Source organism: Kitasatospora sp. NPDC004272, from assembly GCF_053603035.1.
Window position 1 is genome coordinate 1 of the sequence record NZ_JBSGET010000135.1, and the last position, 24,207, is coordinate 24,207.

Genomic DNA, 24,207 nt, shown 5'->3' on the forward strand with positions numbered 1-24,207 from the left:
CCCGCCGCGTCCATCTCCCCCACCCCGCCCCGGCCCGACGCAGGCACCCCCAAGCCCCGCCGCCCCGGCCCGCCGCAGGCGACCCTCAGCCCGACGCAGGCTCCAACTCCACCCGGCCCGCCGCGTCCACCTCCCCCACCCCGCCCCGGCCCACCGCAGGCGCCCCCCCAGCCCCGCCACCCCGGCCCGCCGCAGGCGACCCTCAGCCCGACGCAGGCTCCAACTCCGCCCGGCCCGCCGCGTCCATCTCCCCCACCCCGCCCCGGCCCGACGCAGGCACCCCCAAGCCCCGCCGCCCCGGCCCGCCGCAGGCGACCCTCAGCCCGACTCAGGCTCCAACTCCACCCGGCCCGCCGCGTCGGAGAGTTTGATCAGGACCGCGGTGAGCAGCCAGTTCGCGGTGAGCGAGGAGCCGCCGGCGGCGAGGAAGGGCAGGGCCTTGCCGGTGAGGGGGATCAGGCCGGTGACGCCGCCGACGACCACGAAGACCTGGAGGGCGAGGGCCGCGGCCAGGCCGGTGGCGAGGAGCTTGCCGAAGGGGTCGGTGAGTGAGAGGGCGGTGCGCAGGGCGCGTTCGCAGAGGAGGGCGTAGAGCAGGAGGACGGCCATCGAGCCGGCCAGGCCGAGCTCCTCGCCGACGGTCGTGAAGATGAAGTCGCTGCGTCCGGCGAAGCCGATCAGGAAGGGGCGGCCCTGGCCGAGGCCGGTGCCGAGGACGCCGCCGGAGCCAAGGCCGAAGAGGGCCCGGGCGGGCTGGTCGGAGATCAGCGCCGGGTCGTGGACGGGCTGGTAGATGTCGAGGGGGTGCAGCCAGGCTTCCACCCGGCCGTGCACGTGGGGTTCGAGGTCGCCGACCACGGCCGCGCCGACGACGGCCATCAGCAGGCCGATCACCACCCAGCCGGTCCGTTCGGTGGCGGTGTAGAGCATCACCACGAAGACCCCGAAGAAGATCAGCGAGGTGCCGAGGTCGCGTTCGAAGACCAGGACCAGCAGGCTGACCACCCAGATCGCCAGCACCGGGCCGAGGTTGCGGCCGCGCGGCAGGCGCAGCCCCCAGACCCGGCGGCCGGTGAGGGCGAGGGCGTCCCGGTTGGCGGTGAGGTACCCGGCGAAGAAGACGGCGATGGCGACCTTGACGAACTCGTCCGGTTCGAAGGAGAGCCCGCCGAGGCGGATCCAGCGCTTGGCGCCGAGGGTGTCGCCGGGGAAGAAGGCGGGCGCGGCGAGCAGGACCAGGGCGACCGTCATGGTCAGGTAGACGTACTTCTGGAACAGCCGGTGGTGCCGGACCGCGACCAGGACGGCGGTGGCCAGCAGGACGGCGATCACCGTCCACCGCACCTGGGCGGGCGCGGCGGGGAGCTTCTGCCAGTCGCCCTTCGCGGCGTGCCAGAGCGCGTACGAGTGGTCGAGGCGGTCGAGCAGGGCGAGCCCGAAGCCGCTGAAGAAGACCGCGAGCGGCAGGATCAGCGGGTCCGCGTAGGGGGCGCGGCGGCGGACGGCGAGGTGGAGCAGCAGGGCGAGCGCGCCGAGGCCGGTGCCGTACGGGAGCAGGCCGGGCGGGAGGGTGCCGCGCAGGGCGAGGCTCGCGCTGGTCCAGGCGGCCAGGCAGACCGTCACCGCGAGGAGCAGCAGGAAGAGTTCGCGGTTGCGGCGGCGGGCGGCGAGGCGGCGGCCGGTGCTGCGCGGGGCGGCTTCCACCCGGTCTCCCCCACTCGGTAGATTCTACAGCGATGTAGACGTCGGAGCCGGGCCCGCGGTTCGCACCCGCTCCCCGTGACGACGCCCGGACGCCCCGCCCGGGTTGCACCGACCCGACCGACCCGACCGGCACCGAACCGATCGGCACCGACCAGATCGGCAGCGCGTCCGTCCGGCCCGTTCGAAGGAGTCCCCCGGCATGACCACCTACCCCGCGACCGTCGCGCCCTGGCACTGGTCGGCGCTGGCCGACACCTGGACCCTGGAACCGGCGGTCGCCGCGCTGTCCGCCGCGCTCGCGGCCGGCTACCTGCTGGGGGCGCGCAGGTACCGCGCGGGCGGGAACGGCCGCTGGCCCTGGTACCGCGGCGCGGCGTTCCTGGGCGGGCTGGCGGTCTGGGTCTGGACCGCCTGCTCGGGCCTGGGCGTGTACGAGCGGGTGCTGTTCACCGACCGGGCGGTGCAGCTGGTGCTGCTGCTGATGCTGGTCCCGATGCTGCTGGCGCTCGGCGCGCCGGTCTCGCTGCTGGCCGCCGCGCTGCCCGAGGAGGGCCGGGAACGGCTGCGCGCGGCACTGTCCGGCCGGGTCTCGCGGGTGCTGATGTTCCCGCTGGTGTCGACCGTGCTGCTGGTGGCGCCGCCCTGGCTGCTGTACTTCACGCCCTGGTACGCGCACACCCTGACCGACCCGCTCTGGAACACCGGCTTCCACCTGGTGCTGGTGCCGCTGGGCCTGCTCTACTTCTGGCCGCGGCTGCAACTGGACCCGGTCGCCCACGAGTACCCGCTGCTGATCGGCGTGGTGATCACCTTCGTCGAGGTGGTCTTCGACGCGGCCCTGGCGCTCGTCCTGCTGTACGGCGGCCACGTGGTCGCCGAGCCGTACTACGCGGAGCTGGGCCGCACCTGGGGGCCGACGCCCGCCCGGGACCAGTTCGTCGGCGGCAACGCGATCTGGATCCTCGGCGACCTGGTCGGCCTGCCCTTCCTGTGCGCGCTGGTCCGGCAGTTGATCGTCACCGGGCGGGCCGAGACGGCGGCGGTCGACGCGGCCCTGGACGCGGCGGCGGAGGCGAAGGCATCGGCGGTGCCGGTCGGGGCGGCAGGGGTGGACGGGGGTTCCGGGGCGGCGGAACCCGCCGGGGACCGGCCGTGGTGGCTGGATGACCCCAACCTGCGGCACCGCTACGGCGGTTGAGCGGAACGGGGGCGGGACAGGGGCGCGGACGGGGCGTGGGTGGGGCGCGGGTGGGACGCGGATCACAGCGGGTCGCGCCGCGCCGGGGAATGCGCCTGCGGGCGGCCGGGTTGCACCGGACGTACGGTTGAATACCCAGGGGGGTATGAACGAGAGAGGTTCGACGACATGGCGAACGGCATCACCGCCACGCTGACCGGCACCCCCTTCGCGGAGGCCGCCGACCGGGTCCGCGCGGCCCTGGCCGAGCAGGGCTTCGGCGTGCTCACCGAGATCGACATGACGGCCACCCTGCGCGCCAAGCTCGGCGTCGAACTGGAGGACTACCTGGTCCTCGGCGCCTGCAACCCCCCGATCGCCCACCGCGCCCTGGAGGCCGACCGCCGGATCGGCCTGCTGCTGCCCTGCAACGTGGTGCTGCGCGCCGTCCCCGAGGGCGTCCTGGTCGAGGCCATGGACCCGCAGCTGATGGTGCGGTTCACCGGACGGCCCGAGCTCGCCGAGGTCGCGGACGAGGCGGCCGTCCGCCTGCGCGCGGCGGTCGCCTCGCTGGGCGACTGACCGGCCGAACGGCCACCCGCCCGGGCCCTCGGACACCCCCGGGGCACTGTTCGTTCCCGCGCACCCGGGCCTCCCCCGTCCCCGTTATCCGATCGGAAGGAACCACCACCATGTGTCGTCGCGTCAGCTGCAAGTCCTGCGGCAAGCCGAGTTTCGCCGGGTGCGGCATGCACGTCGAACAGGTCCTGGCCGGGGTCCCGAAGTCGCAGCGCTGCTCGTGCGCGGCGGACGCCAAAGCGGCCAAGGCGGCGAAGGCGGGCGGGGAGGCCGGGTCCTGGTTCTCCCGGCTGTGGCGCCGGAACTGACCCCGGGCGGGCACCGTCCGGGGCGGCCGGCAGGATGACCGCACCCGCCGGGCCGCCGCCCCGCCGACCGGCGAGGACGCATGAGCGACCGCCGCGACCGGGCAGTTCAGCCCTCGCGGAGCAGGGCGGGGAGTTCGGCGAGGGACCGCACCCGGGGGACGTCGGTGGGGACGTCGACGGGGAGTTCGGCGGGCGGTTCGGCGCCCGGGGCGGGCGGGCGGTCGAGCCAGATGCCGAGCAGTCCGGCGGCGGTGGCGGCGCGGGCGTCCAGGTCGAGGCGGTCGCCGACGTACGCGGTGCGTTCGGGGGCGGTGCCCAGGGCGCGGCAGGCCAGGTGGAAGATCTCCGGGTCGGGCTTGGCGCGGCCCGCCTCGCCCGAGGCGGTGGTGTGCGGGGCGAGGGCGGCCAGGCCGATGGCGCGCAGTTTGTCGCGCTGGGTGCCGCCCTCGCCGTTGGTGATCACGCCGAGCCGCCGGGAGGTACCCAACTCCCTTATCGTGTCGGTCACTTCGGGGTAGGCCCGCCAGGACTCGCGGTAGCGCCGCAGGTAGCCGGCGAACCAGTCGTCGGCCCGTTCGGCGGACCACCGGCCGAGGCCGAGGTACGCGGCCAGCGCGAGCGCCCGGGTGCGGCGCTGCCCCTGGACGGTCAACTCGCCCGCCAGGTAGCGGTCGTACTCGATGCGCTCGATCCGGCGCCAGAACCGCAGCACCTCGTCCCGGTCGAAGTCCGTTGGGACTGTGGCGGGTTCGCCGTCGGGGGCGGGCCCGGACAGTTCCGCCGCGACCCCGGCCAGGACGGCCGCCTCGGCCGCCGCGTCGTGGTCCATCAGCGTGCCGTCGAGGTCGAAGAGCACCGTGTCGATCACCATCGCCCCAGCCTATGCGGCGCCGCCGCCGGTCGTGGCCGGTCGGTCGGTGCGGCTACTCGGTGAACGACGTGAAGGAGCGGGCCTCGTCGAACCGGCGGGCGGCGAGGTGGTCGTTGCGGATCACGAAAGACGTCTCGTAGAGCCCGTCCTGCCTGCTGAACCGGGCGAGCTGCGTCCACTCGCGCCGGTCCACCCCCATCCTCTCCTCCGGGGTGCCCTCCGGGGAGCCGGCGTCCTCGGTGTATCCGCCGACGGTCAGGTAGGAGAAGCCCCGGGGCGTCGGCCAGAGCTCCGCGACCAAGGCACGGAGCTCCTCCTTGTGCGGCAGGGCGCAGTCCTCGTACTCCTGGCTGTCCGACACCCGGGGCTCGTGCCCGGACCAGGGCAGGACCGGCACCACGGTGGCGAAGAGCCAGGTCCGCTCCCGGGTGAAGGGGGCCTCGGTGCTCCCTACGGGTTCGGCACCCTCGGGTTCCTCCGCCTCCACGGTCTCGGCTCCGGCCGGCACGTACACGACCCGCGCATGCTTCTGCTCCTCGGCGATGTTGGTGGCATCGTCGTCGGACCAGGAGTGCGCCTCGTACGCGGGCTCGTGGTCCAGGAAGAAGAGCAGCGAGCCGTACGCGGGCAGGGCGAGGCCGTCGACCCGGGGCAGCGCCGCGCAGTCGTACGAGGTGACGAACGGCAGCGGCGCCCGCTCGGTGGACGGCCACTGCGTGCCCACCGGCAGCCGGGGCAGTCCGCGGAACTGCCCGACCGGAACGCCGTCGAAGCGCGGGCCCGTCCGGATCTCGAAGCGCAGCAACTCGGCGAACTCGCCGATCTCGTCCGCCGGGAGGCCCCGCTCGATCGCCGCTTGCCGGAACCGTCGTTGGTAGTCCATGGCGAGGATGGTGCCAGAGCCCTGCGACACCGCGGCCACCGGTGCTCAGCCGGCGGAACGCGCTCGCGGGGGACCGTCGTTCGCCGGGCCCGCGCCGGGGCTCCCGCCGCGCTCGATCTCCAGCAGGACGTCGATCAGGTGCTCGGGGCCGGCCCGGTGGGCGGGGTGGGCCTCGGTGCGGACGGCGACCGGGCGCCAGTGGCCGGCGGGGGCGGGGGCGAAGTCCAGCGCCCAGAGTTCGCGGCCGGTGTCGGCGCGGTGCAGGTGCAGGGTGCCCTCGGCGGTACGGGTGAGCCAGTGGTCGGTGCGCAGGCCGCGGCGGTAGCGGTGCCACTGCCGGTCGGACCAGCGCAGGTCCGGGACGGGGTGGGGGCGCGGCAGGCTCATCGGGGCGAGGCCTGCGGGGGCGGGGCGCAGCGGCGGCGGGAACGTCCAGTCGGGCAGCGGTTCGCGGGCGGCCAGCCAGTGCGCGGGGATGCCCGCACTGCCGCTGCGGGCGGCGACCACGCCGCCGGTGATCGCGGCGACCGTGTCGACGTCGCCGCCCGCGCCGATCGCGGCCCACACCGCGGCCGGGTAGTCGGTGAGCCAGTGGGCGGCGCACCACAGCGCGTACGGAACGGTGTCGGCGGCGCTGGTGCGGCTGCCGTTGCCGAGCAGGGCGGCCGCCGCGCCCGGGTCGGAGCGGTCGGTGAGCCGGGCGGCCTCGGTCAGGCCCCGGCGGACGGGGCCGGCCGGGGTCAGGTCGGCGACGGCCCGCAAGTAGCCCGCCGGCGTGGTGGGTTCGGTGCGGGCCCGGACGGCGAGGGCGGCGGCGACGGCCACCGCGATCGCGCCGTCCACGGCCTGCGGGTGGGTGTGCGTGGTGACGGCGGTGTCGGCGGCCGGGCGGACGGCGGCGGCCGGGTCGGCGGCGTGGCCGGCGCCGAGCGGGGCCACCCGCATCGCCGCGCCGTTGCCGAACGAGCCCTGGCCGTCGAAGAGTTCGGCGGCCAGCCGGCGGGCGTCGCCGCCCTCCCGGATCAGCCGGAGCATCCGGTTGGCGGCCGGGCCGTAGCCCCGGTCGAAGTCGTGCCGGCGGGCGAAGGCGTGGGTGAGGTCGAAGGTGTCGATGCTGCCGCGCTCGCGCAGGGCGGCGTACACCGAGCAGGCCATCTCGGTGTCGTCGGTCCACGGCCACGGGCCGGGCGGTTCGGTGCGGGCGTCGAGGTGGGTGCGGGCGGTGGCGGGCACGAAGAACTGGGCGCCGAGCGCGTCGCCGACGGAGAGGCCCTGGAGGGCGTCGAACGCGGGGTCACGGGAGGAGTCGGTCATACGTGCCCCATCGGAGCGCGCGGGCGGGGCGGCTGTCAAGTCCCGGGCCGATCGGGCGGGTTCGGAGGGGCCGGCCCCGGGCCGATCGGGCAGGTTCGGGGCGCTCGGGCGGGTCCGGGCGGGTTCGGGCCGGTTCGGGCGGGCGAGCTGCGATGATCGGTCGGTACGGCCGTCGTACCCGAAAGGTGGTTCCCCGTGGTCGGTGCGGTGCTGATCGTCGTCCTGCTGCTGGTGGTCGGCGGGTGCGGCTGCGTGGTGTGGGCCGAACGCGGCGGCCCCGGCTGGGTGCGGGGCGTCGCCCGGGTCACCCTCGGCGCGGGCCGGGTGGCCCGCTGGGCGCACCGGAACCGGAACCGGCGGCTGGTCTCCGGGAGCTCCGGCAGCACGGACGGGAATTCCTGAACGTCCGTCAATTCGCCTGGCGGGAGCGGTCGTCAGCCGGTCAGGCCCAGCGGGTCGGGGGCGTCGGCGAGCAGTTCGGGCCCGTTCGCGGAGACCCGGTTGACGGTCGTCGGGACGGCCCGGACCAGCAGGTCGCCGTCGGCGGGGCGGTGCAGCAGCCCGTGCAGGTCGGCCCGGTCGGTGTTCGCCGGGTCGAGCCAGTCGGCGAGTTCCGCGCGGGTGACCAGCATCGGCATCCGGTCGTGCACCCGCCCCGCCCGGTCGGTGGCGTCGGTGGTGAGGATCGTCGCGGTGGCCAGCCAGGCCGCCGGGTCGTCCTCCGGGACGCTCGCGTCCCGCCAGAACTCGTACAGCCCGGCCATCAGCATCACCTCGCCGGTGGCGAGGAAGTACGGCTGCTTGTACGCCTTGCGGCCGTCGGCGGCGGGCACCGGGCGCCACTCGTAGTAGCCGTCGGCCGGGATCACGCAGCGCCGCTTGGCGAACGCCCGGCGGAACGAGGGCTTCTGGTCGGCGGTCTCCGAGCGGGCGTTGATCAGCCGGGCCGCGCCCGAGCGGTCCTTCGCCCAGGACGGCACCAACCCCCAGCGCAGCACCCGCAGTTGGCGCTCCACCTCGCCGGTTTCGGCGTCCACCCGCTCCAGCACGGCGGAGACCGGATCGGTCGGGGCGACGTTCCAGCTCGGCGCCAGCGCCTCGGTCGGGTCCCAGCTGGTCACGCCGAGCAGCGGGACCAGCTCGGCGGAGGGGGTGGTGGAGACGAAACGGCCGCACATGCGTCCCAGCCTGCCACCGACCCCCGACAACCGCACCCGCCGACACCCGGCGCGGGAGGGATCAGGAGTAGAAGTTGCGCTCCCAGCGGTGCCCGGCCAGCACCTTCAGCCGCTCCTCCGCCAGCGGGACGCCGTCGCCGACCGCCGCGTTGCGCTCGACGTTGCGCACCGAGCGCATGCCCGGGATGACCGTCGACACGGCGGGCGCGCTGAGCACGAACCGCAGCGCGGTCTCGGCGAGCTGCTCCTCGGGGATGCCCAGGTCGGCAGTGAGCGCGGCGACCCGGCGGGCCACCTGGGCGGGCCGGTCGCCGCGGAAGTACCGGCGCCGGAAGTCGCCCTCCGGGAAGGTGGTGTCGGCGGTGATCCGGCCGGTCAGGCCGCCCTCGTCCAGCGCGACCCGGACGACCACCCCGACGCCGTGCTCCTGGCAGGCCGGGAACAGCTCGTCCAGCGGCGACTGGTCGAACACGTTGAAGATCACCTGGACCGCGTCCACCTCGCCGCTGCGCACCAACTCGACGGCGGTGTGCGGCTCGTGGTCGTTGATCGAGACGCCGAACAGGCCGATCAGGCCCTCCCGCTTCAGCTCCCGGACGGTCTCCAGCCAGTCGCCGCGCCCCAGCCACTCGTCGCTCCACACGTGGAACTGCAGCAGGTCGAAGCGCTCCAGGCCGCTGGCGGCCAGCGAGGTCTCCAGGCTCGCCCGGATGTGCGCGCCCGGGAAGGTCTCCACCGGGTCGACCCCGCGCCCGGCCGGCCACTGCCCGTTCAGCGGCGGCACCTTGGTCGCCACCAGCACCCGCTCGCCGTTGGCCGCCCGCTCCCGCACCACCCGCCCGACCAGCCGCTCACTCTCCCCGTAACCCCGGGCCGTGTCCACGAAGTTGACCCCGAGGTCGATCGCCCGGTGCAGCGCCGCCAGCGAATCCTCCTCCCGCGCCCCCACCCAGCTGGACGCCCCGATCCCCCACGCCCCGTACCCGACCTCCGACACCTCGACGCCACTGCGCCCGAGCGCGCGGTACTCCATCCGTGGTCCTCCTGGTTCGAACCGACCGTTCCGGGAGGTGACCCTAGGCGGCGGAGCGGGCGGCCGCCAGGGGGTTACGGGGCGGGCAGGTGGAGTTCGGCGACCAGGTCATTCCCGGGGCTGCGCACCGTGGTAGTGGGTGTGGTTGCCGCCGTTGACGTTGCCGGCCTGGAGGGTGATGCCTTGGTGCAGGCCGCCGCTCATCGTGTTGGTGGTGTTGATGATGGTGGTGGTGCCCGCCAGCGCCGCCTGGGCCTGGCCGTGCCAGTCCTCCAGCGCGAGTTCGAACTCCGGGTCCGCCGCGGCCCGGTTGTCCAGCACCCGTTCGAGCCGGACGGCCAGTTCGGCGTTCTGCGGGTCGGCTTCCAGGGCCGCCAGTTCGGCTTCCCCGCTGCTGCGTCCCGCGCGCTGGAACGGGCGCCGGACGAGGGCGACCAGCGCGTTCCAGCTCTGCTTGCCGAGTTCTCCGCCCGCGCCTCCGGCCATCGCCGCCAGCGATCCCAGCAGAATCGGGTCCATCGTCCGCCCCTCCCCCTCCGGCTGCCGCCCCGGTCGGGCGGGCTGCCAGATTACACTCCGCGTTGTGTCCCTCACCCGTGCTTCGCAAGCTTCCGCCCGCCGATGACGGCCGCCGGTCCGCTGGCCGCGCTCGGCCCGTACTTCGCGGTGCGCTCCGATCCGTCCCCGCCGCCGGGGTTCCGGCCGCTGGCCGAACTGTACGGGGAGCGGGGCCCGTTGGCGGCGCGGGTCGCCGAGGTGGCCCGGGTGCTGGGGACGGCAGAGGTCCGGGTGGCGGCGTCGACGGCGCACCTGGGGCTGGCGGCGCGGCTGTGGTCGGTGGCGCTGGGGGCGGCGGTGGTGACGGGCCGGGTGCCGGAGTGGGGCGGGGCGTGGTTCGCGCTGCCGCCGCAGGGGCCGTTCGACCTGTGGGTGCCCGCGGGGGCGGCCGGTCCGGCGGCCGGCGTCGAGATGCTGGAGAGGACCGTGCTGGACGGGCAGTTGGCGCCGTTGGCGGCGGCGGTGCGGGCCGTCGCGCCGCTGGCGCCGGGGCTGCTGGCGGGCAACGCGGCGTCCGCGCTGGTGGGCGCGGCCCGGCAGTTGGGGTCGGTGCCGCAGTTGCGCGGACCGGCCGCCGCGCTGACGAGGGAGTTGCTGGCCCGTCCGGCGCTGGCGGGTGCGGGCACGGTGACGGCGCCCGGCGGTCCGCTGGGGTTCCGCCGGGCGTCGTGCTGCCTGTACTACCGGACGCCGGGCGGCGGCCTGTGCGGTGACTGCGTGTTCACCCGGGCTCCGGGAGGCTGATCAGTCACGGGCGGCCAGGTCGAGCGCGATGTCGATGATCATGTCCTCCTGGCCGCCGACCAGGCGGCGGCGTCCGCACTCCATCAGGATGTCGCGGATGTCGACGCCGTACTGCCCGGCGGCCCGTTCGGCGTGCCGCAGGAAGGAGGAGTAGACGCCGGCGTAGCCGAGGGTGAGGGTCTCCCGGTCGACCCGGACCGGGCGGTCCTGGAGCGGGCGGACCAGGTCGTCGGCGGCGTCCTGGAGCTTGAACAGGTCGCAGCCGTGCTCCAGTTCGGACAGGTCGGCGACGGCGACGAACGCCTCCAGCGGGCAGTTCCCCGCGCCCGCGCCGTGGCCGGCCAGCGAGGCGTCGACCCGGACGGCGCCGTGCTCGACGGCGGTGAGCGAGTTGGCGACCGAGAGCGAGAGGTTCTCGTGGGCGTGGATGCCGATCTCGGTGCCGGGGTCGAGGACGTCCCGGTAGGCGCGGACCCGGGCGGCGACGTCCTTCATGGTGAGCCGGCCGCCGGAGTCGGTGACGTAGACGCAGTGCGCGCCGTAGCCCTCCATCAGCTTGGCCTGCCGGGCGAGTTCCTCGGGCGGCGCCAGGTGGGAGAGCATCAGGAAGCCGGAGACGTCCATGCCGATCTCGCGGGCGGCGGCGATGTGCTGCGCGGAGATGTCGGCCTCGGTGCAGTGGGTGGCGACCCGGACCGAGCGCACGCCGAGGTCGTAGGCCCGCTCCAGTTCGTGGATGGTGCCGACGCCGGGCAGCAGCAGGGTGGTCAGCCGGGCCCGCTTGAGCACCGAGGCGGCGGCCTCGATCCACTCCCAGTCGCGGTGCGAGCCGGGCCCGTAGGTGAGCGAGCCGCCCGCGAGGCCGTCGCCGTGGGCGACCTCGACGGCGTCGACGCCCGCCTCGTCGAGCGCGGCGACGATCCGCTTGACGTCGGCGGGGGTGATCCGGTGCCGGACGGCGTGCATGCCGTCGCGCAGGGTGACGTCCTGGACGAAGATCGGGGTGCTCACGGCTGGTCCGCCTTCCGGGCTGCGATGCGCTCGGCCACCCGCAGGGCGGCGGAGGTCATGATGTCGAGGTTGCCCGCGTACGCCGGGAGGTAGTGCGCGGCGCCCTCGACCTCCAGGAACACCGACACCTGGTGGGTGGGGCGCGGGGCGCCGTCGGCCAGCAGGGTGTGCACGGGCTGGTCGGCGTCGACGGGGGTGATCTGCACCTGCTGCTTGAGCCGGTAGCCGGGGACGTAGCCGGCCACCTCGGCGACCATCCGCTGGACGCTGCGCCGGATCTCCTCGTGCTGTTCCCCGTCCGGGGCGTCGACCAGGGCGAAGACGGTGTCGCGCATGATCAGCGGGGGTTCGGCCGGGTTGAGGACGATGATCGCCTTGCCGCGTTCGGCGCCGCCGACCTCGACGATCGCGGCCGAGGTGGTCTCGGTGAACTCGTCGATGTTGGCCCGGGTGCCGGGGCCGGCGGAGCGGCTGGCGATCGAGGCGACGATCTCGGCGTAGCGCACCGGGGCGACCCGGGAGACCGCGGCGACCACCGGGATGGTGGCCTGGCCGCCGCAGGTGACCATGTTGACGTCGGGCGCGTCGAGGTGGTCGTCCAGGTTGACGGCGGGGACGACGTACGGGCCGATGGCGGCCGGGGTGAGGTCGATCAGCCGCTTGCCGTGCGGCAGCAGCCGGGCCGCGTGGTGCTGGTGGGCCTTGGCGGAGGTGGCGTCGAAGACGATGCCGATCTCGTCGAACTCGGGGAGGGCGAGCAGCCCTTCGACGCCCTCGGCGGTGGTGGTGAAGCCGAGGCGGCGGGCCCGGGCCAGGCCGTCGGAGTCGGGGTCGATGCCGACCACGGCGCCCACGGCGAGGTGCTGCGAGGTCCGCATCACCTTGATCATCAGGTCGGTGCCGATGTTGCCCGACCCGATGATCGCGACCTTCGTCCTGGTCATCGCTGTGCTCCTTCGGTGGGTCCGCTGAGGGTGAACCGGACGGTGCCGAGCGGGGCGACGGCCGCCTCGACGGTGCTGCCGGGCTCGACGGCGCGCATCGGGCCGAGCGCGCCGGAGAGCACGACCTGCCCGGCCCGCAGCGGGTCGCCGAGGTCGCGGGCCTGCCGGGCCAGCCACTGCAGGGCGAGCAGCGGGTCGCCCAGGCAGGCGGCGCCGTCCCCGGTGGAGACCTGCTCGCCGTCGACGCTCATGGTCATCACGGCCTCGCGTGGCTCGAAGGCGTCCGGTCCGTCGAGCCGGCGCTGTTCGGTGCCGAGCACGTAGGCGCCGGCGGAGGCGTTGTCGGCGACGGTGTCGGCGAAGCTGATGTCCCAGCCGGCGATCCGGCTGCCGCAGACCTCGATCGCGGCGACGGCGTGGTCGACGGCGGCGCGGACCTGTTCGAGCGAGAGGTCGCCGTCGGCGAGGTCGGCGCCGAGGACGAAGGCGATCTCCGCCTCGGCGCGCGGCTGGAGGATCGATCCGGCCGGGACGGCGGCCCCGTCCGGGTACTGCATGTCGGCGAACAGGACGCCGAAGTCGGGCCGGTCGACGCCGAGTTGGGCCTGGACGGCGGGTGAGGTGAGGCCGATCTTGCGCCCCGCCACCCGGCCGCCGCCGGCGGTGCGGGCCCGGACGACGCGCTGCTGCACGGCGTAGGCGGCGTGCACGTCGGTGCGGCCGATCAGGTCCCGCACGGGCGGGCACGGGACGCCGGTGGCCTGGGCCGCCAGCAGGCGGTCGGCGGCGGCGGTGACGGCGGCGGTGACGGCGTCCGGCTCGGTGGCGTCCGGGGCGGCGGCCCGGGTGTCGGTGGTCATCTGGTGCTCCGGTGGCCTCAGTTGTGGGTGACGAAGTCGGTCACCAGGCGGTTGAACTCGTCGGCGTGCTCCAGCTGGGCCCAGTGGCCGCAGCGGTTGATCAGGTGCGCGCGGGAGTTCGGGATGTTGGCGGCCAGGAACAGCGAGGACTCGAAGGAGACCACCCGGTCGTCGCGGCCGTGGATCAGCAGCGCGGGCGCGGTGATCCCGGAGACCTTCGCCAGGTCGAGCCAGATCGGGATCGGCGCCTTCGGGGCGACGGCGGCGATGTTGGCCAGGTGCTCGGGGCGGCGCAGCGCGGCCTCGGAGCGCAGTGCGCACAGTTCGGGGGTGGCGAACCGGGCCTGGTCGTAGACCATGACCTCGACCAGCCGGCGCATGCCCTCGGGGGAGGCGTCCGAGTACGTCTCGTACATGATCTTCAGGCCCTCGGTGGGGCCGCCGCCCGCGCCGAACAGGAAGGGCTTCATCTGGATCGGCGGGCCCATGGTGATCAGGTGGGAGACCCGCTCGGGGCGCTCGACGGCGAGGCGCAGCGCGGTGTGGCCGCCCATCGAGTTGCCGACGAACGCGGCCCGCTCGACGCCCATCGCGTCGAGGAGCTGGCAGACGGCGTCGACGTGGTCGTAGGTGGCGAAGTCGACCGGGTCGGAGTCGCCCCAGCCGGGCAGGTCGGGGGCGATCACCCGGAAGTGCCGGGACAGCGCCTCGATGTTGGGCGAGTAGTTGCTCCAGCCGGTGGCGCCGGGGCCGCCGCCGTGCAGCAGCACCACCGGGTGGCCCTGCCCGGCCTCGTGGACCCGGATGTTCCAGTCCTTCGTGCGGACGTACTTCGCGATGTCGTGCGACTGGAGTGCCATCAGTGCTCGCTCCCGGGGAGGTGGTTGGTGCGGGGGGCCTGGCCGAGCAGGTCGTGGACCAGCTCCGGCGGGCGGTGGCCCCAGCTGTGCAGGCGGTCGAGGGTGGTGACCTGCCAGGTGGCGTCGTCGATCAGCAGGCCGCCCCAGCCGTACTCGACCGAGAAGCCGGACGGGGTGCGGACGTAGAAGCTGAACATGTGGTCGTTGGGGTGCATGCCGAGCGTCATCTCGAACGGCTGCTTGGCGTCCATGCACCGGTCGTAGGCGCGGCCGACGTCGCGGATGTCGGTGACCTCGACCATGAAGTGGTGGGTCTTCCTGGGGTGCGGCATGTCGCCGAACGCGACGCTGTGGTGGCGCGGGTTGCAGTGCAGGAAGATCAGGTCGGCGAAGACGCCGGGGGCCAGCTCCTCGACGATCAGGTCGCTGATCCGGAAGCCGAGCAGGTCCTGGTAGAAGGCCAGGTACTCCGCGCGCTCGACGCCCTTGGAGAGCAGCACGTGGTGGCCGGCGCCGCCGGTGCCGGTGACGAAGGAGCCGAGCAGGGCCTCCGAGCGGAACGGGGTGCCGGCGTCGGCGAGGCCGGTGACCAGCTCGACCGGGTTGCCCATCGGGTCGGTGACCTTGACCAGGCGCTCGACCCGGCGGGCCGCGGCCTCGGCGGCGCTGCCCTCGGCGACCGGGACGCCGGCCGCGGCGAGCCGGCCGGCCAGCGCGTCCAGCGCCTCGGCGGACTCGACCTGGTAGCCGCTGGCGACCAGGTCGTCGGCGGGGCCCTCGGTGACGATCCAGCGGTGCGCCTTCTCGTCGGTGCGCAGGGTGAAGCCGTCGGCGGTGCGCTCGCCGATCTGCATGCCGAGCAGCGTCACGCCGAAGTGCTCCCAGTCGGCGAGGTCGCCGACCTCGTAGACGACGTACGCGAGTTCCTGCACTCCGGTCACGGGTGCCTCCTTCTTCGGTGGCCGCGTCACAGCGCGGGGACGGTCAGGTCGGTGCGGTCGGCGGCGGCGACGAACTTGTCGGGGCGGACGGCGACCGCGCGGGCGCCGTAGCGGGCCAGCCAGGGCAGCAGGGTGTCCTCCAGGTCGACCAGTTCGTCCGGCCCCCGGGTGTGGGCGGTGCGCGGGCGGACGGCGAGGTAGTGCGCGCCGAGGGCGTCCCACTGGGCCTTCTGCCCGGGGGTGAGCAGGGTGGCGGGGTCGAGGTCGGCGCCGAGCAGCACGAAGCCGTCGGGCAGCAGGTCGTCCAGGCGGGCCATCCGGCCGACGGTGTCGCCGCAGACGGGCTGCGGGAGCATCCGGCCGACGGCGCTGGCGTCGCCCCGTTCGCCGCGCAGCCAGCCGGCGGCGAGGACGGGCGGGGCGGTCAGCGGGGGCTCCCAGGGGGTGACGGTGTTCGCGGGGACGGCGTTCATCGCCGCCACCTCCTCCTCGGTGGCCTCCTGCTTGATGACCCGGCCGAGGCCGACCGCGAGGTGGGTGTAGAAGTCGGCGCTAGGGCGGCGTTCGGCCTCGTAGGTGTCGAGCCAGCGCTCGTCGAGGGTGCCGTCGACCACCCGGGCGAGCTTCCAGCCCAGGTTGTGGGCGTCGCGCATGCCGGTCTGCATGCCGGCGCCGGCCCACGGCGGCATCAGGTGACAGGCGTCCCCGGCGAGGAAGACCCGGCCGCGGCGCCAGGTCTCGGCGGCGCGGACGTGGTGGCGGTAGAAGGCGTACTGGTGGATGTCGACGTCCTCGGGGGTGACGCCGAGGGCCCGCAGCAGCGGCCAGACCTGTTCGTCGGTGGCGAAGTCGGCCTCGGTCTCGTCGGCCTTGAGCGGGATCTCCCAGCGGTGGTTGCCCGCGGAGAGGGCGATGTCGACGACGGGGCGCTCGCGGTCGGTCCAGAAGGTGAGGAAGTCGCGGTCGGGCCACCAGCGCTTGACCTTGCAGTCGATGACGATCCACAGCGTCTCGACGGTGTCGCCGAGCATCGGGATGCCGAGCGTCTTGCGGGTGGCGCTGGAGCCGCCGTCGGCGGCGATCGCGTACCGGGCGCGGGTGGTGGTCTCGGCACCGCTCTCCCGGTCGCGGGCGGTGATCGTCACGCCGTGGGCGTCCTGCTCGACGGCGGTGACCTCGGTGCCGTAGCGCACCTCCAGCCCGGGCAGTTCCTCGCCGCAGCGGCGGAGCTCGGCCTCCATCGCGGGCTGGTAGATGTTGTAGAACCGCGGGCGGGTGTTGCGGGTGCCGAGGGTGGACGGCGGGTGCTCGACCCGCATGACCTCCTGGCCGCCGTAGGTGACCCAGCGCAGGGCGCGCTGCGGCTCGATCACCTTCTCGATCCGCTCGTCGAGGCCGAGCTCCTGGAAAATCCGCATGGTCCAGTCGTTGACGGTCACCGCGCGGGCCCGGGCGTAGATGTCCCGGTCGCGTTCGAAGGCGGTGACGCGGGCGCCCTTGGCGGCCAGGGTGAGTGCGCCGACGAGGCCGGTGGGGCCGTAGCCGATGACCGCCACGTCCGTGTCGTAACCGTGCGGTTCGTCTGCGTCGCATCCGGCTGGTCTGTCGTTGGTCATGCCGATCTCCAGTGATCGTGCCGAACTTTTGGACCGATCGTTCCGTCCAGAACTGGAGGCTGGCACGACCCGGGCGGCACGTCAAGAGGTCGCTCACCTGCCGTTCACCACGGCGGGGGGACCCGGACGCCCGCCGCGGGCCCTAAAATCACCGGGTGAAGAGTGGGACGAAGGCAGGCAGCGGGGAATCGCCCGAACCGCCGACCGGCAACCGGCGCGGGCGGCGCTCCAAGGAGGAGATCCTCGACGCGACGGCCCGGGTGATGGCCCTGCGCGGCTACGCGGGCACCACCATCTCGACCATCACCGCCGAGACCGGCCTGCCGCGCAGCGCGATCTACCACCACTTCCACTCCAAGGGCGGCCTGCTCTCCGCCGTGATGGCCCGCGGCGCCGGGGAGTTCTTCGCCGCCATGCGCGCCGCGCACAGCGATCCCCCGGCGGGCGGCACGCACCGCGACCGGATGGCCTGGTACCTCGACCGGACCGCCCGAGTGTTCACCGCCAACCCGGAGTTCATGCGGCTGCACTTCCTGCTGATGCTCAGCGACGAGGCCGCCGAGGCCGAAGTCGCCGAGATGAACCGGCAGGTGCGCGACGAGGGCCGGGCCTACATGCGGGTGATGATCGCCTCCGCCTTCGCCGACCAGGGCCCCGAGGTCGCCCGGGCCGTCGCCGAGGAACTCGACTACTTCACGATCGCCGGCTTCGACGGCGCCTTCATCGCCGCCCAGGCCGACCCCGGACGCACCATCGCCGCCCAGATGGCCCACCTCACCGACGCCATGGTCGCCCTCGGCGAAGCCGCCGTCGCCCGCCACAAGTCCCCCGGCCCGCAAGCGGGTTGACCTGCGGGAACCGATCGGGTCCCCGGGCCGTCGAAGCCCCGGAGACCGACCCCGCCGGGGCCGGACCGGGAGCACGAGAGGCACCACCATGCACCGAACGGGCCGGACGCCCCTGCTGGCCGGGGCGGCACTCGCCCTCGCCGCCGCCGCGGCGGGCTGCACGGCGGACGCACCGAAGCAGCAGGCCGCCGAAGTCCGCACCGACGCCCAGCAGTTGACCAGGTGCGCGACCCTTCCGGCCGAAGCCGACAGCGTCCACTGGACGTACCGCGCCCTCGGCACCCCGGACTCCCGCGTCCCCGGCCCCACCGACTACGGGCTCGACGGCCTCGCCCGCCTGGCCGCCGGCGAGGCCGCCCGCCTGCGCGGGAGCGCCACCTGGACGCCCGCCCCCGACGACCGGCAGCCGCCCGCCGAACTGGCCGCCCTGCTCGACCACCCGGTCTCCGGCTGGCTCCGCACCCCGGCCCTGGACGACGAGTCCTCCTCCGGCACGCCGCACTTCCTGCTGGACCCGGACACCGGCACCCTCTACTTCTGGGCGGTCAACCCGCACTGCCAGGGCTGACCACGGAGACGGAACCGGACCGCGCGGGCGCCGACTGCGGCTCCTGGCAAGGCACATGACGGAACGTCAGTTTGGCGGCGGTTGGGCGGCGGTTGCTACCGGTCGGCGAGCCGGGCCTTCTTGACCCTGTTGCCGCAGGTGTTCATCGAGCACCAACGGCGGTTCGCACCACGGCTGGTGTCCAGGAAGAGGCCGGCGCAGCCGGGGCCCTCGCAGGCTTTGACCCGGTCGCGCTCGGGGCCGCCGAGCACCCGGACGGCGTCGGCGGCGAGCACGGCGAGCGCGTCCGCCACCGGGTGCTCCGCGCCCAGGCGCCAGAGCGCGAGCCCGTCCTCGCCGAGGGCGGGCTCCGGCCGCCCGGCGGCCGCGGCCGCGTTCAGGACCGCCGCGTCCCCGGGGTCGGGGCGCCGGGCGGCGGCGACGGCCAGCCCCGCCCGGTAGAGCGCCTCGCGCAGGGCGAGCGCGGCACGGAGATCGGCGGGCGAGACCCCGGGCACGTCGAGCCCCGCCGCGTGCAGCCAGAGCGCGAGCCGGTCGGGGCCGGTGAGCCGCTCCAGGGGCGCCGCGCCGGCCCGGTCGCTCACCGTGGCGGTGAAGCGGAACGCCAGCACCTCGTTGTCCAGCCGGAACAGTCGACGGGCCTCCACGGCCGCTCCTTCCTGCGGGTACCACCACCGGTCCGACTGAACCATCTTAGCCGGTTCGACAAACGGGTCGCCCTGCGCCACCATGTGAACCGTCTTAGCCGGTTCATGTGGAGGAGGTCGTGCGATGGGCGAGGTCGCGGTCATCGGTCTGGGCGGAATGGGGCGGGCGATCGCGCGCAACCTGCTGCGGGCGGGCCACCGGACCGTGGTGTGGAACCGGTCGGAGGGGCCCGCGGAGGAACTCGAACGGGACGGCGCTCACCGGGCCGGCTCCGTGGCGGAGGCCCTGCGGTGCCCGGTGGTGTTCTCGGTGCTGTCCGACGACGCCGCCTTCACCGAGACCTTCCTGGACTCCGGCGTCCTGGCGCAGGCCGGCCCCGGCACGGTCCACGTCAACGTGGCCACGGTCAGCGTCGAACTGTGCCGCCGGGCCGCGACGGCGCACGCCGGGCACGGGCTCGGCTACGTCGCCGCCCCGGTGTTCGGCCGGGTCGACGTCGCGGAGGCCGGCGCGCTGAACGTCCTGGCGGCGGGCGAGCCCGAACTCGTCGACCGGGCACAGCCGTTCTTCGACGCGATCGGCTCGCGCACCTGGCGCTTGGGCGAGCGGCCCGAGCAGGCCAACACCGTCAAGATCCTGGGCAACTACCTGATCGCCTGCACGATCCAGTCGCTCGGCGAGGCGGTCAGCGTCGCCGACGCGGCCGGCGCCGACCCGGAGCAGTTCGTCGAACTGCTGACCTCGACGCTCTTCCCCGGCCCCGTCCACGCCGGCTACGGATCGATGATCGCCCGGCGGACGTACCGGCCGGCCCGGTTCAGCACCGTGCTCGGCCGCAAGGACCTGCACCTCGCCCTGGACGCGGCGGCCGGCCAGGGCGTCCCGCTGCCGTTCGGCGACCTGCTCGCGGGCGTGTTCGACCGGGCGATCGCCGACGGCCGCGCGGCGGACGACTGGGCCGTGATCGCCGAACAGCAACCGCGATGAGCGGCCCGGCTCCCCTCGCCGCCGCCCGGCACCCGGCACCCGGCACCGGGGCGGGCGGTCCGGGCGCTGTCCGTACCGCTGATGGTGCTCGCCGGAGGGCTGCTCGCCGCCCAGGCCGAGGTCAACGGACGGCTCGCCGCCCGGCTCGGCACCGGGCCGCGGGCCGGCCTCGCCGCCGGGATCGTCAGCATCGCCGTCGGCCTGCTGGCCCTGCTGGCCGCCGGCCCGTTCCGGCGCGCGGGCCGAGGCGGAGACCGGAACGCGAATGAGGGCACGGGCCGGGGCGGAGGCCGCAGCGCGAACGAGGGCGGGGGCCGGATCGCCGAACTCCGGGGCGCTGCCGCGGCCGACCGGTGACCGGCGCGCGGGCCTCAGCGGCGGCCGGCGCGCCCGCACCCGTCCGGACGCGCCGACGGCGGCCGACGCCCCGGGGGACGCCGGCCGCCGCTGACGCGTACTGCCGTGGTGCCGTCTTGCTACTGCCTTGGTGCAGTCGCTTTCTGACGGTGCGTTACTTCAGGTACGGGCCGTCGGTGCCGATCTTGCCCGGGGCGGCGTTCTTGCCGCCCAGGTCGAGGACGTAGACCCGCAGGTTGCCCTTGCCGGGGGCGGCGACGGACAGGGTGCCGTTGGTGACGGTGCGGACGTCGCCGGAGACGGCGTCCTTGTAGGTGCCGTTCGGGACGCCGGTGAAGGTGGCGGCGTCCGTGACGGTGACCAGGGCGAAGGAGTCGACGCCGCTGGCGGCGTCGGTGTAGCGGCGCTTGAAGGACATGCCGCCGGTGACGCCCTCGGTGGAGTACTGGCCCATCTGCAGGGCGGGGATCGCCCGGCGGATCTGGTTGAGCCGCTGCACCTGCTTGACCAGCGGCTGCTGGAGCGTGGTGGCGACGGCCCCGCTGGCGGAGGAGACCACCGAGAAGTCGGAGGCGGTGACGGTGCCCTCGACGTGGTCGCCGTAGTAGGCGCGGCCGGTGGTGGCGAGCGGGCAGGACGGGCCGCAGTCGATCTGCTTCCCGGCCTGGAACTCGATCTCGGAGCCGTAGTACAGGGTGGGGATGCCGCGGAAGGTCCACATCAGGGCCATGTTCTCGGCCCAGGCGTCGGTGCCGCCGGTGTAGCGGACGCTGGACTTGTTGGGCCCGTAGTCGTGGCTGTCCACGTACACCACGTTGTAGGTGGCGTCGTTGGTGGAGTCGTCGGAGTCCTTGCCGTTGCTGTACGCGTTGTGGGCGTCACCGAAGTTCATGTGCATCCGCATGTCGATGATGTTCATGCCGGAGAACTTCGAGTGGTCGGGCGCGTGGTAGGTGTTGCCGTCGAGGAAGGCGTTGGTCGACGTCGGCTGGTTGCCGGTGCCCAGCTGCTCCTCGTAGTTGTACTGGTCGAGGGCGGCCTGCACGTCGTCGGCGGTGTAGTCCTTGCGCTCCTTCCAGGTGTAGAACTGCGCCGAGTGGTTGACCGAGCCGCGGTTCCACTTGTCGTTGACGAACGCGGCGACCTCGCCGAAGACGAAGAAGTTCTGCGCCTTGGCCGGCCCCCAGTCCTGGGTGACCCGCTGCTGGATCGCGGGCAGGAAGCGCCGGTTCCAGGTGACCCGCGGGACGTGCACGGCGGTGTCGACCCGGAAGCCGTCCACGCCCATGTCGATGTACTTGTTGTAGGCGCCGATCAGGTAGTTCTGCACCTCGGCGTTCTCGGTGTTGAAGTCGGCCAGGTCGTCGGCCAGCCAGCAGGAGCGCGAGTCCTCGCCCTCCCAGTTCCCGATCCAGCACTGGTGGTAGTACTTGGACGGGAACATGCCCGAAGTGGGGCTCGGCCACTGGCAGTTGTAGATGGTGTAGCCCTCTGGGCTCTTGTACTGGGTCGGGGTGCCCCAGCCGACGCAGGTCTGGCCGGTGGGCTGGGTGGTCGACCACAGGTCGCCGTTGTAGTACGACTTGCCGCTCTTCGGCTCGACGGTCAGGCCGTCGTACTCGAAGCCGGGCTGCTTCTCGTCGTAGTACCAGGACCACTGGGCGTCCCGGACGCCGTACACGGTGGGCACGTACAGGCCCTTGGCGCCCCAGCGGGAGCTGTGGTTGTAGACCACGTCCTGGTAGATCTTGATGCCCTTGGCGTGGGCGGCGTTGATCAGGTCCTGGTAGGAGGCGCCGGCCGACTCCAGCCGCGGGTCGACCTTGTAGAAGTCGTAGCCGTGGTAGCCGTGGTAGTCGTAGTCGGAGCGGTTCAGCACCACCGGGGTGATCCAGATCGCCGAGAATCCCAGGCCCTTGATGTAGTCGAGCTTCTGCACCAGGCCCTTGAAGTCGCCGCGGAACATCGGGTCGTTGTTGGCCGCGTTGCCGGACTTCACGTCCTGGTTGCCGCCCCGGTCGTTGGACGTGTCGCCGTCGTAGAACCGGGCGGTGAGCACGAAGTAGATCGGATCCTTGCGCGGGTCGGTGCCGATCATCTCGCCGGGCTTGGCGGCCGGCGGGGCGTCGCCGGTGGTGGCGACCGCGGCGGCGGAGGCCGCGGAGACGTTCCCGGCCGCGTCCAGCGCCTTCACGGTGTAGGTGTAGACGGTGCGCGTCTCCAGGCCGCTGTCCGAGTACACCGTCGAGCCGACGTTGATCACCGAGGTGCCCTTGGTGCCGCCGCTGCGGGTGACCTGGTAGCCCGTCACCCCGGTGTCGTCGGTGGACGGCTCCCAGGTCAGCACGATCGAGGTGTCGGTCGCGTTGGCCGCCACCCCGGCCGGCACGCTCGGCGCGGTGGTGTCGGGGACGACCGCCGCGCACGGGTCGGCGGCGTTCGCGGTGACCTTGCCGTTCTGCACGGTGCTGACGCCCGCCGGGACGACGTAGTTGGCGCCGTTGTTGTTGTCCCAGGTGCCGTTGCCGTTGTTGAACGTCGCCGCCATGGTGGCCGCGGAACCCAGGTCGACGGTCCGCTTGTACCAGCCGGGGCAGGCGAGTTGCATGCCGATGCCCGGCACCGCCGTCCACGACCCGCCCGCCGGGGCGTAGTGCAGGTTGACGATGCTCCAGCCGACCACCGCGGTCGAGTAGAACACCGTGGCGCTCTTCCCGGCCGGGGTGCTGCCGCTCGCGGACGGCGACGGACTGGCGGACGCACTCGCACTCGCCGATGCGGACGGGCTCGCCGATACGGACGGGGACGGGGACGCGGACGGGGACGCGGAGGCGCTCGGGCTCGGGCTCGGGCTGGTGGTCGTGGCGCACGGGGCGGTGCTGCCGAGCACGCCGTCCTTGACCGTCACCACGCCCGTCCCGAGGGCGTAGTTCTTGCCGCCGTTGTTGTCCCAGGTGCCGGAGCCGTTGTTGAACGTCGCCTGCAGCCCGGTGGCCGTGCCCAGGTCGACGGTCTTCTTCACCCAGTCCGTGCAGGCCGCCTCCATCGCGACGCCCGGCGCGGTGGTCCAGGTGCCGCCGTTGGGGGCCCAGTGGAGGTCGTACGAGGACCAGTTGCGGGTCTTCGTGTAGTAGTAGACGGTCGCGCTCGCGCCGGTCGACGGCTGGCTCGGGCTGGGGCTCGAACTCGGGCTGGCGGTACCGCCGTTGTCGGTGCCGCACGGGTCGCTGTGGGCGATCACGCCGTCCTTGACCACCACGGTGCCGGTGCCCAGGGCGTAGTTCTTGCCGCCGTTGTTGTCCCAGGTGCCGGAGCCGTTGTTGAACGTCGCCTGCAGCCCGGTCGCGCTGCCCAGGTCGACGGTCTTCTTCACCCAGTCCGTGCAGGCCGCCTCCATCGCGACGCCCGGCGCGGTGGTCCAGGCGCCGCCGTCCGGGGCCCAGTGGAGGTCGTACGAGGACCAGTTGCGGGTCTTGGTGTAGTAGAAGACGGTGGCCGTGTTGCTGCCGCTCGCCGTGGTGCCGGTCGCCGCACTGGCGGTGACGCCGAGCGGGGCGCTGGAGAGCAGACCGGCGGTGAGTGCCGCCGCCGCTGTCAGCACGGCGGCAGTGGGGCGCCGCCGGTGCCGGGTTCGTCTGGTCAAGGGGGTGTCCCTCGGTGCTGGGCCGCGGGCCTGGGGAACTGCCTCGCGGCAGGGGGTGGGTGGGGGAGCTTGCGCAAGAACTTGCAAGAGCTTCCAGGAGGTTACTGAGGCATGACCTGCCTGTAAAGACTCCTTGACGCTGCTCATTGACGGACGATCCGGCCGAAATCCACCCCACTCACCGAAAGATCTTTCCGCAACCACCAGCAGCAGGACGGGAACCGGCACCCCCTCGGCCCCCGCGACGACGCGGACCTCCGCCACGGGCTCCCCCGCCCCGCCCTCACCGCCGCCCGACCGCCGCCAGCACCGCCGCCCCGCCCGCGATCCCCGTCAGCAGCGCGCACCCCAGCAGCGCCACCGGCGCACCGGCCCGGGTCGCGAGGGCGCCCCAGACCGGGTTCGCCAGCGCCAGGGCCGCGCTCTGCCCGAGCGTCAACAGCGCCTGGACGCGCGCCAGGTGGGACGCCGGGGCCCCGTCTGGAACTCGGTGCGGTCCACCACCGGCACGTCCCACCTGGGCTGTTCCATGGTTCGGCTCCCTGTTCCCTGGTCGTTGCGAGGTCCCGCCCGGC

At 73.9% G+C, this 24,207-nt stretch carries 24 protein-coding genes and 1 pseudogene; 9 read left to right on the forward strand and 16 right to left on the reverse strand.

Translation table 11 applies throughout. The features are described 5' to 3' along the window. Positions 1 to 318 precede the first annotated feature (318 nt). Positions 319 to 1,704 (reverse strand): FtsW/RodA/SpoVE family cell cycle protein, encoded by a 1,386-nt coding sequence (locus ACWEO5_RS30865; RefSeq protein WP_452165470.1) that lies wholly within the window; start codon positions 1,702 to 1,704, stop codon positions 319 to 321. Positions 1,705 to 1,903: 199 nt separating this feature from the next. Here ACWEO5_RS30865 and ACWEO5_RS30870 point away from each other — a divergent pair, with 199 nt between their 5' ends. From ACWEO5_RS30870 to ACWEO5_RS30880, 3 genes are all read left to right on the forward strand, one after another. After that, entirely contained in the window at positions 1,904 to 2,902 is a 999-nt protein-coding gene (locus ACWEO5_RS30870) for a cytochrome c oxidase assembly protein (RefSeq protein ID WP_452165471.1), read from the forward strand. 168 nt (positions 2,903 to 3,070) lie between these two features. Next, positions 3,071 to 3,463, forward strand: coding sequence for a DUF302 domain-containing protein (locus ACWEO5_RS30875; protein ID WP_452165472.1), 393 nt, complete (start codon positions 3,071 to 3,073; stop codon positions 3,461 to 3,463). A gap of 110 nt (positions 3,464 to 3,573) precedes the next feature. After that, positions 3,574 to 3,768 carry a hypothetical protein gene (locus ACWEO5_RS30880; protein WP_452165473.1) on the forward strand — a complete coding sequence of 65 codons (195 nt, stop codon included), beginning with the start codon at positions 3,574 to 3,576 and terminating at the stop codon, positions 3,766 to 3,768. Positions 3,769 to 3,874: 106 nt separating this feature from the next. On the opposite strand, the gene ACWEO5_RS30885 is transcribed toward ACWEO5_RS30880, so the two are convergent. The 3 genes and pseudogenes from ACWEO5_RS30885 to ACWEO5_RS30895 form a co-directional block, all read right to left on the reverse strand. After that, entirely contained in the window at positions 3,875 to 4,639 is a 765-nt protein-coding gene (locus tag ACWEO5_RS30885; protein ID WP_452165474.1) for an HAD family hydrolase, read from the reverse strand. A 52-nt stretch (positions 4,640 to 4,691) separates the two neighbouring features. Further along, complete coding sequence (locus tag ACWEO5_RS30890; RefSeq protein ID WP_452165475.1) at positions 4,692 to 5,522, reverse strand: DUF1963 domain-containing protein; 831 nt, start codon at positions 5,520 to 5,522, stop codon at positions 4,692 to 4,694. Between the two features lie 429 nt (positions 5,523 to 5,951). Next, positions 5,952 to 6,836, reverse strand: a pseudogene (locus ACWEO5_RS30895) (ADP-ribosylglycohydrolase family protein); the annotation flags it as partial. Positions 6,837 to 7,031: 195 nt separating this feature from the next. On the opposite strand from ACWEO5_RS30895, the gene ACWEO5_RS30900 reads away from it, so the two are divergent. Continuing rightward, positions 7,032 to 7,238 carry a hypothetical protein gene (locus ACWEO5_RS30900; protein WP_452165476.1) on the forward strand — a complete coding sequence of 69 codons (207 nt, stop codon included), beginning with the start codon at positions 7,032 to 7,034 and terminating at the stop codon, positions 7,236 to 7,238. A gap of 32 nt (positions 7,239 to 7,270) precedes the next feature. On the opposite strand, the gene ACWEO5_RS30905 is transcribed toward ACWEO5_RS30900, so the two are convergent. The 3 genes from ACWEO5_RS30905 to ACWEO5_RS30915 form a co-directional block, all read right to left on the reverse strand. Then, a complete protein-coding gene (locus tag ACWEO5_RS30905; protein WP_452165477.1) occupies positions 7,271 to 8,014 on the reverse strand; it encodes an SOS response-associated peptidase in 744 nt (247 codons plus the stop codon). A 61-nt stretch (positions 8,015 to 8,075) separates the two neighbouring features. Then, positions 8,076 to 9,047, reverse strand: a complete 972-nt coding sequence (locus ACWEO5_RS30910; RefSeq protein ID WP_452165478.1) for an aldo/keto reductase — start codon at positions 9,045 to 9,047, stop codon at positions 8,076 to 8,078. A 108-nt stretch (positions 9,048 to 9,155) separates the two neighbouring features. Continuing rightward, positions 9,156 to 9,566: a hypothetical protein gene (locus ACWEO5_RS30915; RefSeq protein ID WP_452165479.1), complete on the reverse strand. Its 411-nt coding sequence runs from the start codon at positions 9,564 to 9,566 to the stop codon at positions 9,156 to 9,158. A 102-nt stretch (positions 9,567 to 9,668) separates the two neighbouring features. Here ACWEO5_RS30915 and ACWEO5_RS30920 point away from each other — a divergent pair, with 102 nt between their 5' ends. Beyond that, positions 9,669 to 10,349 carry a (2Fe-2S)-binding protein gene (locus ACWEO5_RS30920; protein WP_452165480.1) on the forward strand — a complete coding sequence of 227 codons (681 nt, stop codon included), beginning with the start codon at positions 9,669 to 9,671 and terminating at the stop codon, positions 10,347 to 10,349. On the opposite strand, the gene dmpG is transcribed toward ACWEO5_RS30920, so the two are convergent. Genes dmpG through ACWEO5_RS30950 form a run of 6 tightly spaced genes read right to left on the reverse strand, consistent with a single transcriptional unit; the run spans position 10,350 to position 16,581 of the window. Further along, entirely contained in the window at positions 10,350 to 11,360 is a 1,011-nt protein-coding gene (gene dmpG, locus ACWEO5_RS30925) for a 4-hydroxy-2-oxovalerate aldolase (protein WP_452165481.1), read from the reverse strand. Further along, positions 11,357 to 12,304, reverse strand: a complete 948-nt coding sequence (locus ACWEO5_RS30930) for an acetaldehyde dehydrogenase (acetylating) (protein WP_452165482.1) — start codon at positions 12,302 to 12,304, stop codon at positions 11,357 to 11,359. The genes dmpG and ACWEO5_RS30930 overlap by 4 nt, the downstream gene beginning before the upstream one ends. Then, complete coding sequence (locus ACWEO5_RS30935) at positions 12,301 to 13,164, reverse strand: 2-keto-4-pentenoate hydratase (RefSeq protein WP_452165483.1); 864 nt, start codon at positions 13,162 to 13,164, stop codon at positions 12,301 to 12,303. Before ACWEO5_RS30935 ends, ACWEO5_RS30930 begins: the two co-directional genes overlap by 4 nt. 17 nt (positions 13,165 to 13,181) lie before the next feature. After that, complete coding sequence (locus tag ACWEO5_RS30940) at positions 13,182 to 14,024, reverse strand: alpha/beta fold hydrolase (protein ID WP_452165484.1); 843 nt, start codon at positions 14,022 to 14,024, stop codon at positions 13,182 to 13,184. After that, positions 14,024 to 14,965, reverse strand: coding sequence for a VOC family protein (locus ACWEO5_RS30945; protein WP_452165485.1), 942 nt, complete (start codon positions 14,963 to 14,965; stop codon positions 14,024 to 14,026). The genes ACWEO5_RS30940 and ACWEO5_RS30945 overlap by 1 nt, the downstream gene beginning before the upstream one ends. A gap of 26 nt (positions 14,966 to 14,991) precedes the next feature. Continuing rightward, positions 14,992 to 16,581: a bifunctional 3-(3-hydroxy-phenyl)propionate/3-hydroxycinnamic acid hydroxylase gene (locus tag ACWEO5_RS30950; protein WP_452165486.1), complete on the reverse strand. Its 1,590-nt coding sequence runs from the start codon at positions 16,579 to 16,581 to the stop codon at positions 14,992 to 14,994. A 155-nt stretch (positions 16,582 to 16,736) separates the two neighbouring features. On the opposite strand from ACWEO5_RS30950, the gene ACWEO5_RS30955 reads away from it, so the two are divergent. Further along, complete coding sequence (locus ACWEO5_RS30955) at positions 16,737 to 17,429, forward strand: TetR/AcrR family transcriptional regulator (RefSeq protein ID WP_452165487.1); 693 nt, start codon at positions 16,737 to 16,739, stop codon at positions 17,427 to 17,429. 88 nt (positions 17,430 to 17,517) lie between these two features. Then, on the forward strand, positions 17,518 to 17,997 hold the full coding sequence (locus ACWEO5_RS30960) for a hypothetical protein (RefSeq protein ID WP_452165488.1): 480 nt from the start codon (positions 17,518 to 17,520) through the stop codon (positions 17,995 to 17,997). A 95-nt stretch (positions 17,998 to 18,092) separates the two neighbouring features. Here the strand turns inward: ACWEO5_RS30960 and ACWEO5_RS30965 are convergent, their stop codons facing one another. Beyond that, positions 18,093 to 18,644 carry a CGNR zinc finger domain-containing protein gene (locus ACWEO5_RS30965; protein ID WP_452165489.1) on the reverse strand — a complete coding sequence of 184 codons (552 nt, stop codon included), beginning with the start codon at positions 18,642 to 18,644 and terminating at the stop codon, positions 18,093 to 18,095. 124 nt (positions 18,645 to 18,768) lie between these two features. On the opposite strand from ACWEO5_RS30965, the gene ACWEO5_RS30970 reads away from it, so the two are divergent. Next, complete coding sequence (locus ACWEO5_RS30970) at positions 18,769 to 19,632, forward strand: NAD(P)-dependent oxidoreductase (RefSeq protein ID WP_452165490.1); 864 nt, start codon at positions 18,769 to 18,771, stop codon at positions 19,630 to 19,632. Between the two features lie 81 nt (positions 19,633 to 19,713). Further along, positions 19,714 to 19,989, forward strand: coding sequence for a DMT family transporter (locus ACWEO5_RS30975; protein ID WP_452165491.1), 276 nt, complete (start codon positions 19,714 to 19,716; stop codon positions 19,987 to 19,989). 154 nt (positions 19,990 to 20,143) lie between these two features. Here the strand turns inward: ACWEO5_RS30975 and ACWEO5_RS30980 are convergent, their stop codons facing one another. Both ACWEO5_RS30980 and ACWEO5_RS30985 read right to left on the reverse strand, forming a co-directional pair. After that, positions 20,144 to 23,632, reverse strand: a complete 3,489-nt coding sequence (locus tag ACWEO5_RS30980) for a carbohydrate binding domain-containing protein (protein ID WP_452165492.1) — start codon at positions 23,630 to 23,632, stop codon at positions 20,144 to 20,146. A 283-nt stretch (positions 23,633 to 23,915) separates the two neighbouring features. Beyond that, the gene (locus tag ACWEO5_RS30985; protein WP_452165493.1) at positions 23,916 to 24,071 is read right to left on the reverse strand and encodes a hypothetical protein; all 156 of its coding nucleotides are present in this window, start codon (positions 24,069 to 24,071) and stop codon (positions 23,916 to 23,918) included. Between the last annotated feature and the right edge of the window lie 136 nt (positions 24,072 to 24,207).

Coding starts and splice junctions, on each gene's coding strand:
- ACWEO5_RS30975 (WP_452165491.1), top strand. CDS start 19,714: ATGGTGCTCGCCGGAGGGCTGCTCGCCGCCCAGGCCGAGGTCAACGGA.
- ACWEO5_RS30950 (WP_452165486.1), bottom strand. CDS start 16,581: ATGACCAACGACAGACCAGCCGGATGCGACGCAGACGAACCGCACGGT.
- ACWEO5_RS30905 (WP_452165477.1), bottom strand. CDS start 8,014: ATGTGCGGCCGTTTCGTCTCCACCACCCCCTCCGCCGAGCTGGTCCCG.
- ACWEO5_RS30870 (WP_452165471.1), top strand. CDS start 1,904: ATGACCACCTACCCCGCGACCGTCGCGCCCTGGCACTGGTCGGCGCTG.
- ACWEO5_RS30930 (WP_452165482.1), bottom strand. CDS start 12,304: ATGACCAGGACGAAGGTCGCGATCATCGGGTCGGGCAACATCGGCACC.
- ACWEO5_RS30960 (WP_452165488.1), top strand. CDS start 17,518: ATGCACCGAACGGGCCGGACGCCCCTGCTGGCCGGGGCGGCACTCGCC.
- ACWEO5_RS30940 (WP_452165484.1), bottom strand. CDS start 14,024: ATGGCACTCCAGTCGCACGACATCGCGAAGTACGTCCGCACGAAGGAC.
- ACWEO5_RS30875 (WP_452165472.1), top strand. CDS start 3,071: ATGGCGAACGGCATCACCGCCACGCTGACCGGCACCCCCTTCGCGGAG.
- ACWEO5_RS30970 (WP_452165490.1), top strand. CDS start 18,769: ATGGGCGAGGTCGCGGTCATCGGTCTGGGCGGAATGGGGCGGGCGATC.
- ACWEO5_RS30880 (WP_452165473.1), top strand. CDS start 3,574: ATGTGTCGTCGCGTCAGCTGCAAGTCCTGCGGCAAGCCGAGTTTCGCC.
- ACWEO5_RS30890 (WP_452165475.1), bottom strand. CDS start 5,522: ATGGACTACCAACGACGGTTCCGGCAAGCGGCGATCGAGCGGGGCCTC.
- ACWEO5_RS30885 (WP_452165474.1), bottom strand. CDS start 4,639: ATGGTGATCGACACGGTGCTCTTCGACCTCGACGGCACGCTGATGGAC.
- ACWEO5_RS30920 (WP_452165480.1), top strand. CDS start 9,669: ATGACGGCCGCCGGTCCGCTGGCCGCGCTCGGCCCGTACTTCGCGGTG.
- ACWEO5_RS30935 (WP_452165483.1), bottom strand. CDS start 13,164: ATGACCACCGACACCCGGGCCGCCGCCCCGGACGCCACCGAGCCGGAC.
- ACWEO5_RS30915 (WP_452165479.1), bottom strand. CDS start 9,566: ATGGACCCGATTCTGCTGGGATCGCTGGCGGCGATGGCCGGAGGCGCG.
- ACWEO5_RS30910 (WP_452165478.1), bottom strand. CDS start 9,047: ATGGAGTACCGCGCGCTCGGGCGCAGTGGCGTCGAGGTGTCGGAGGTC.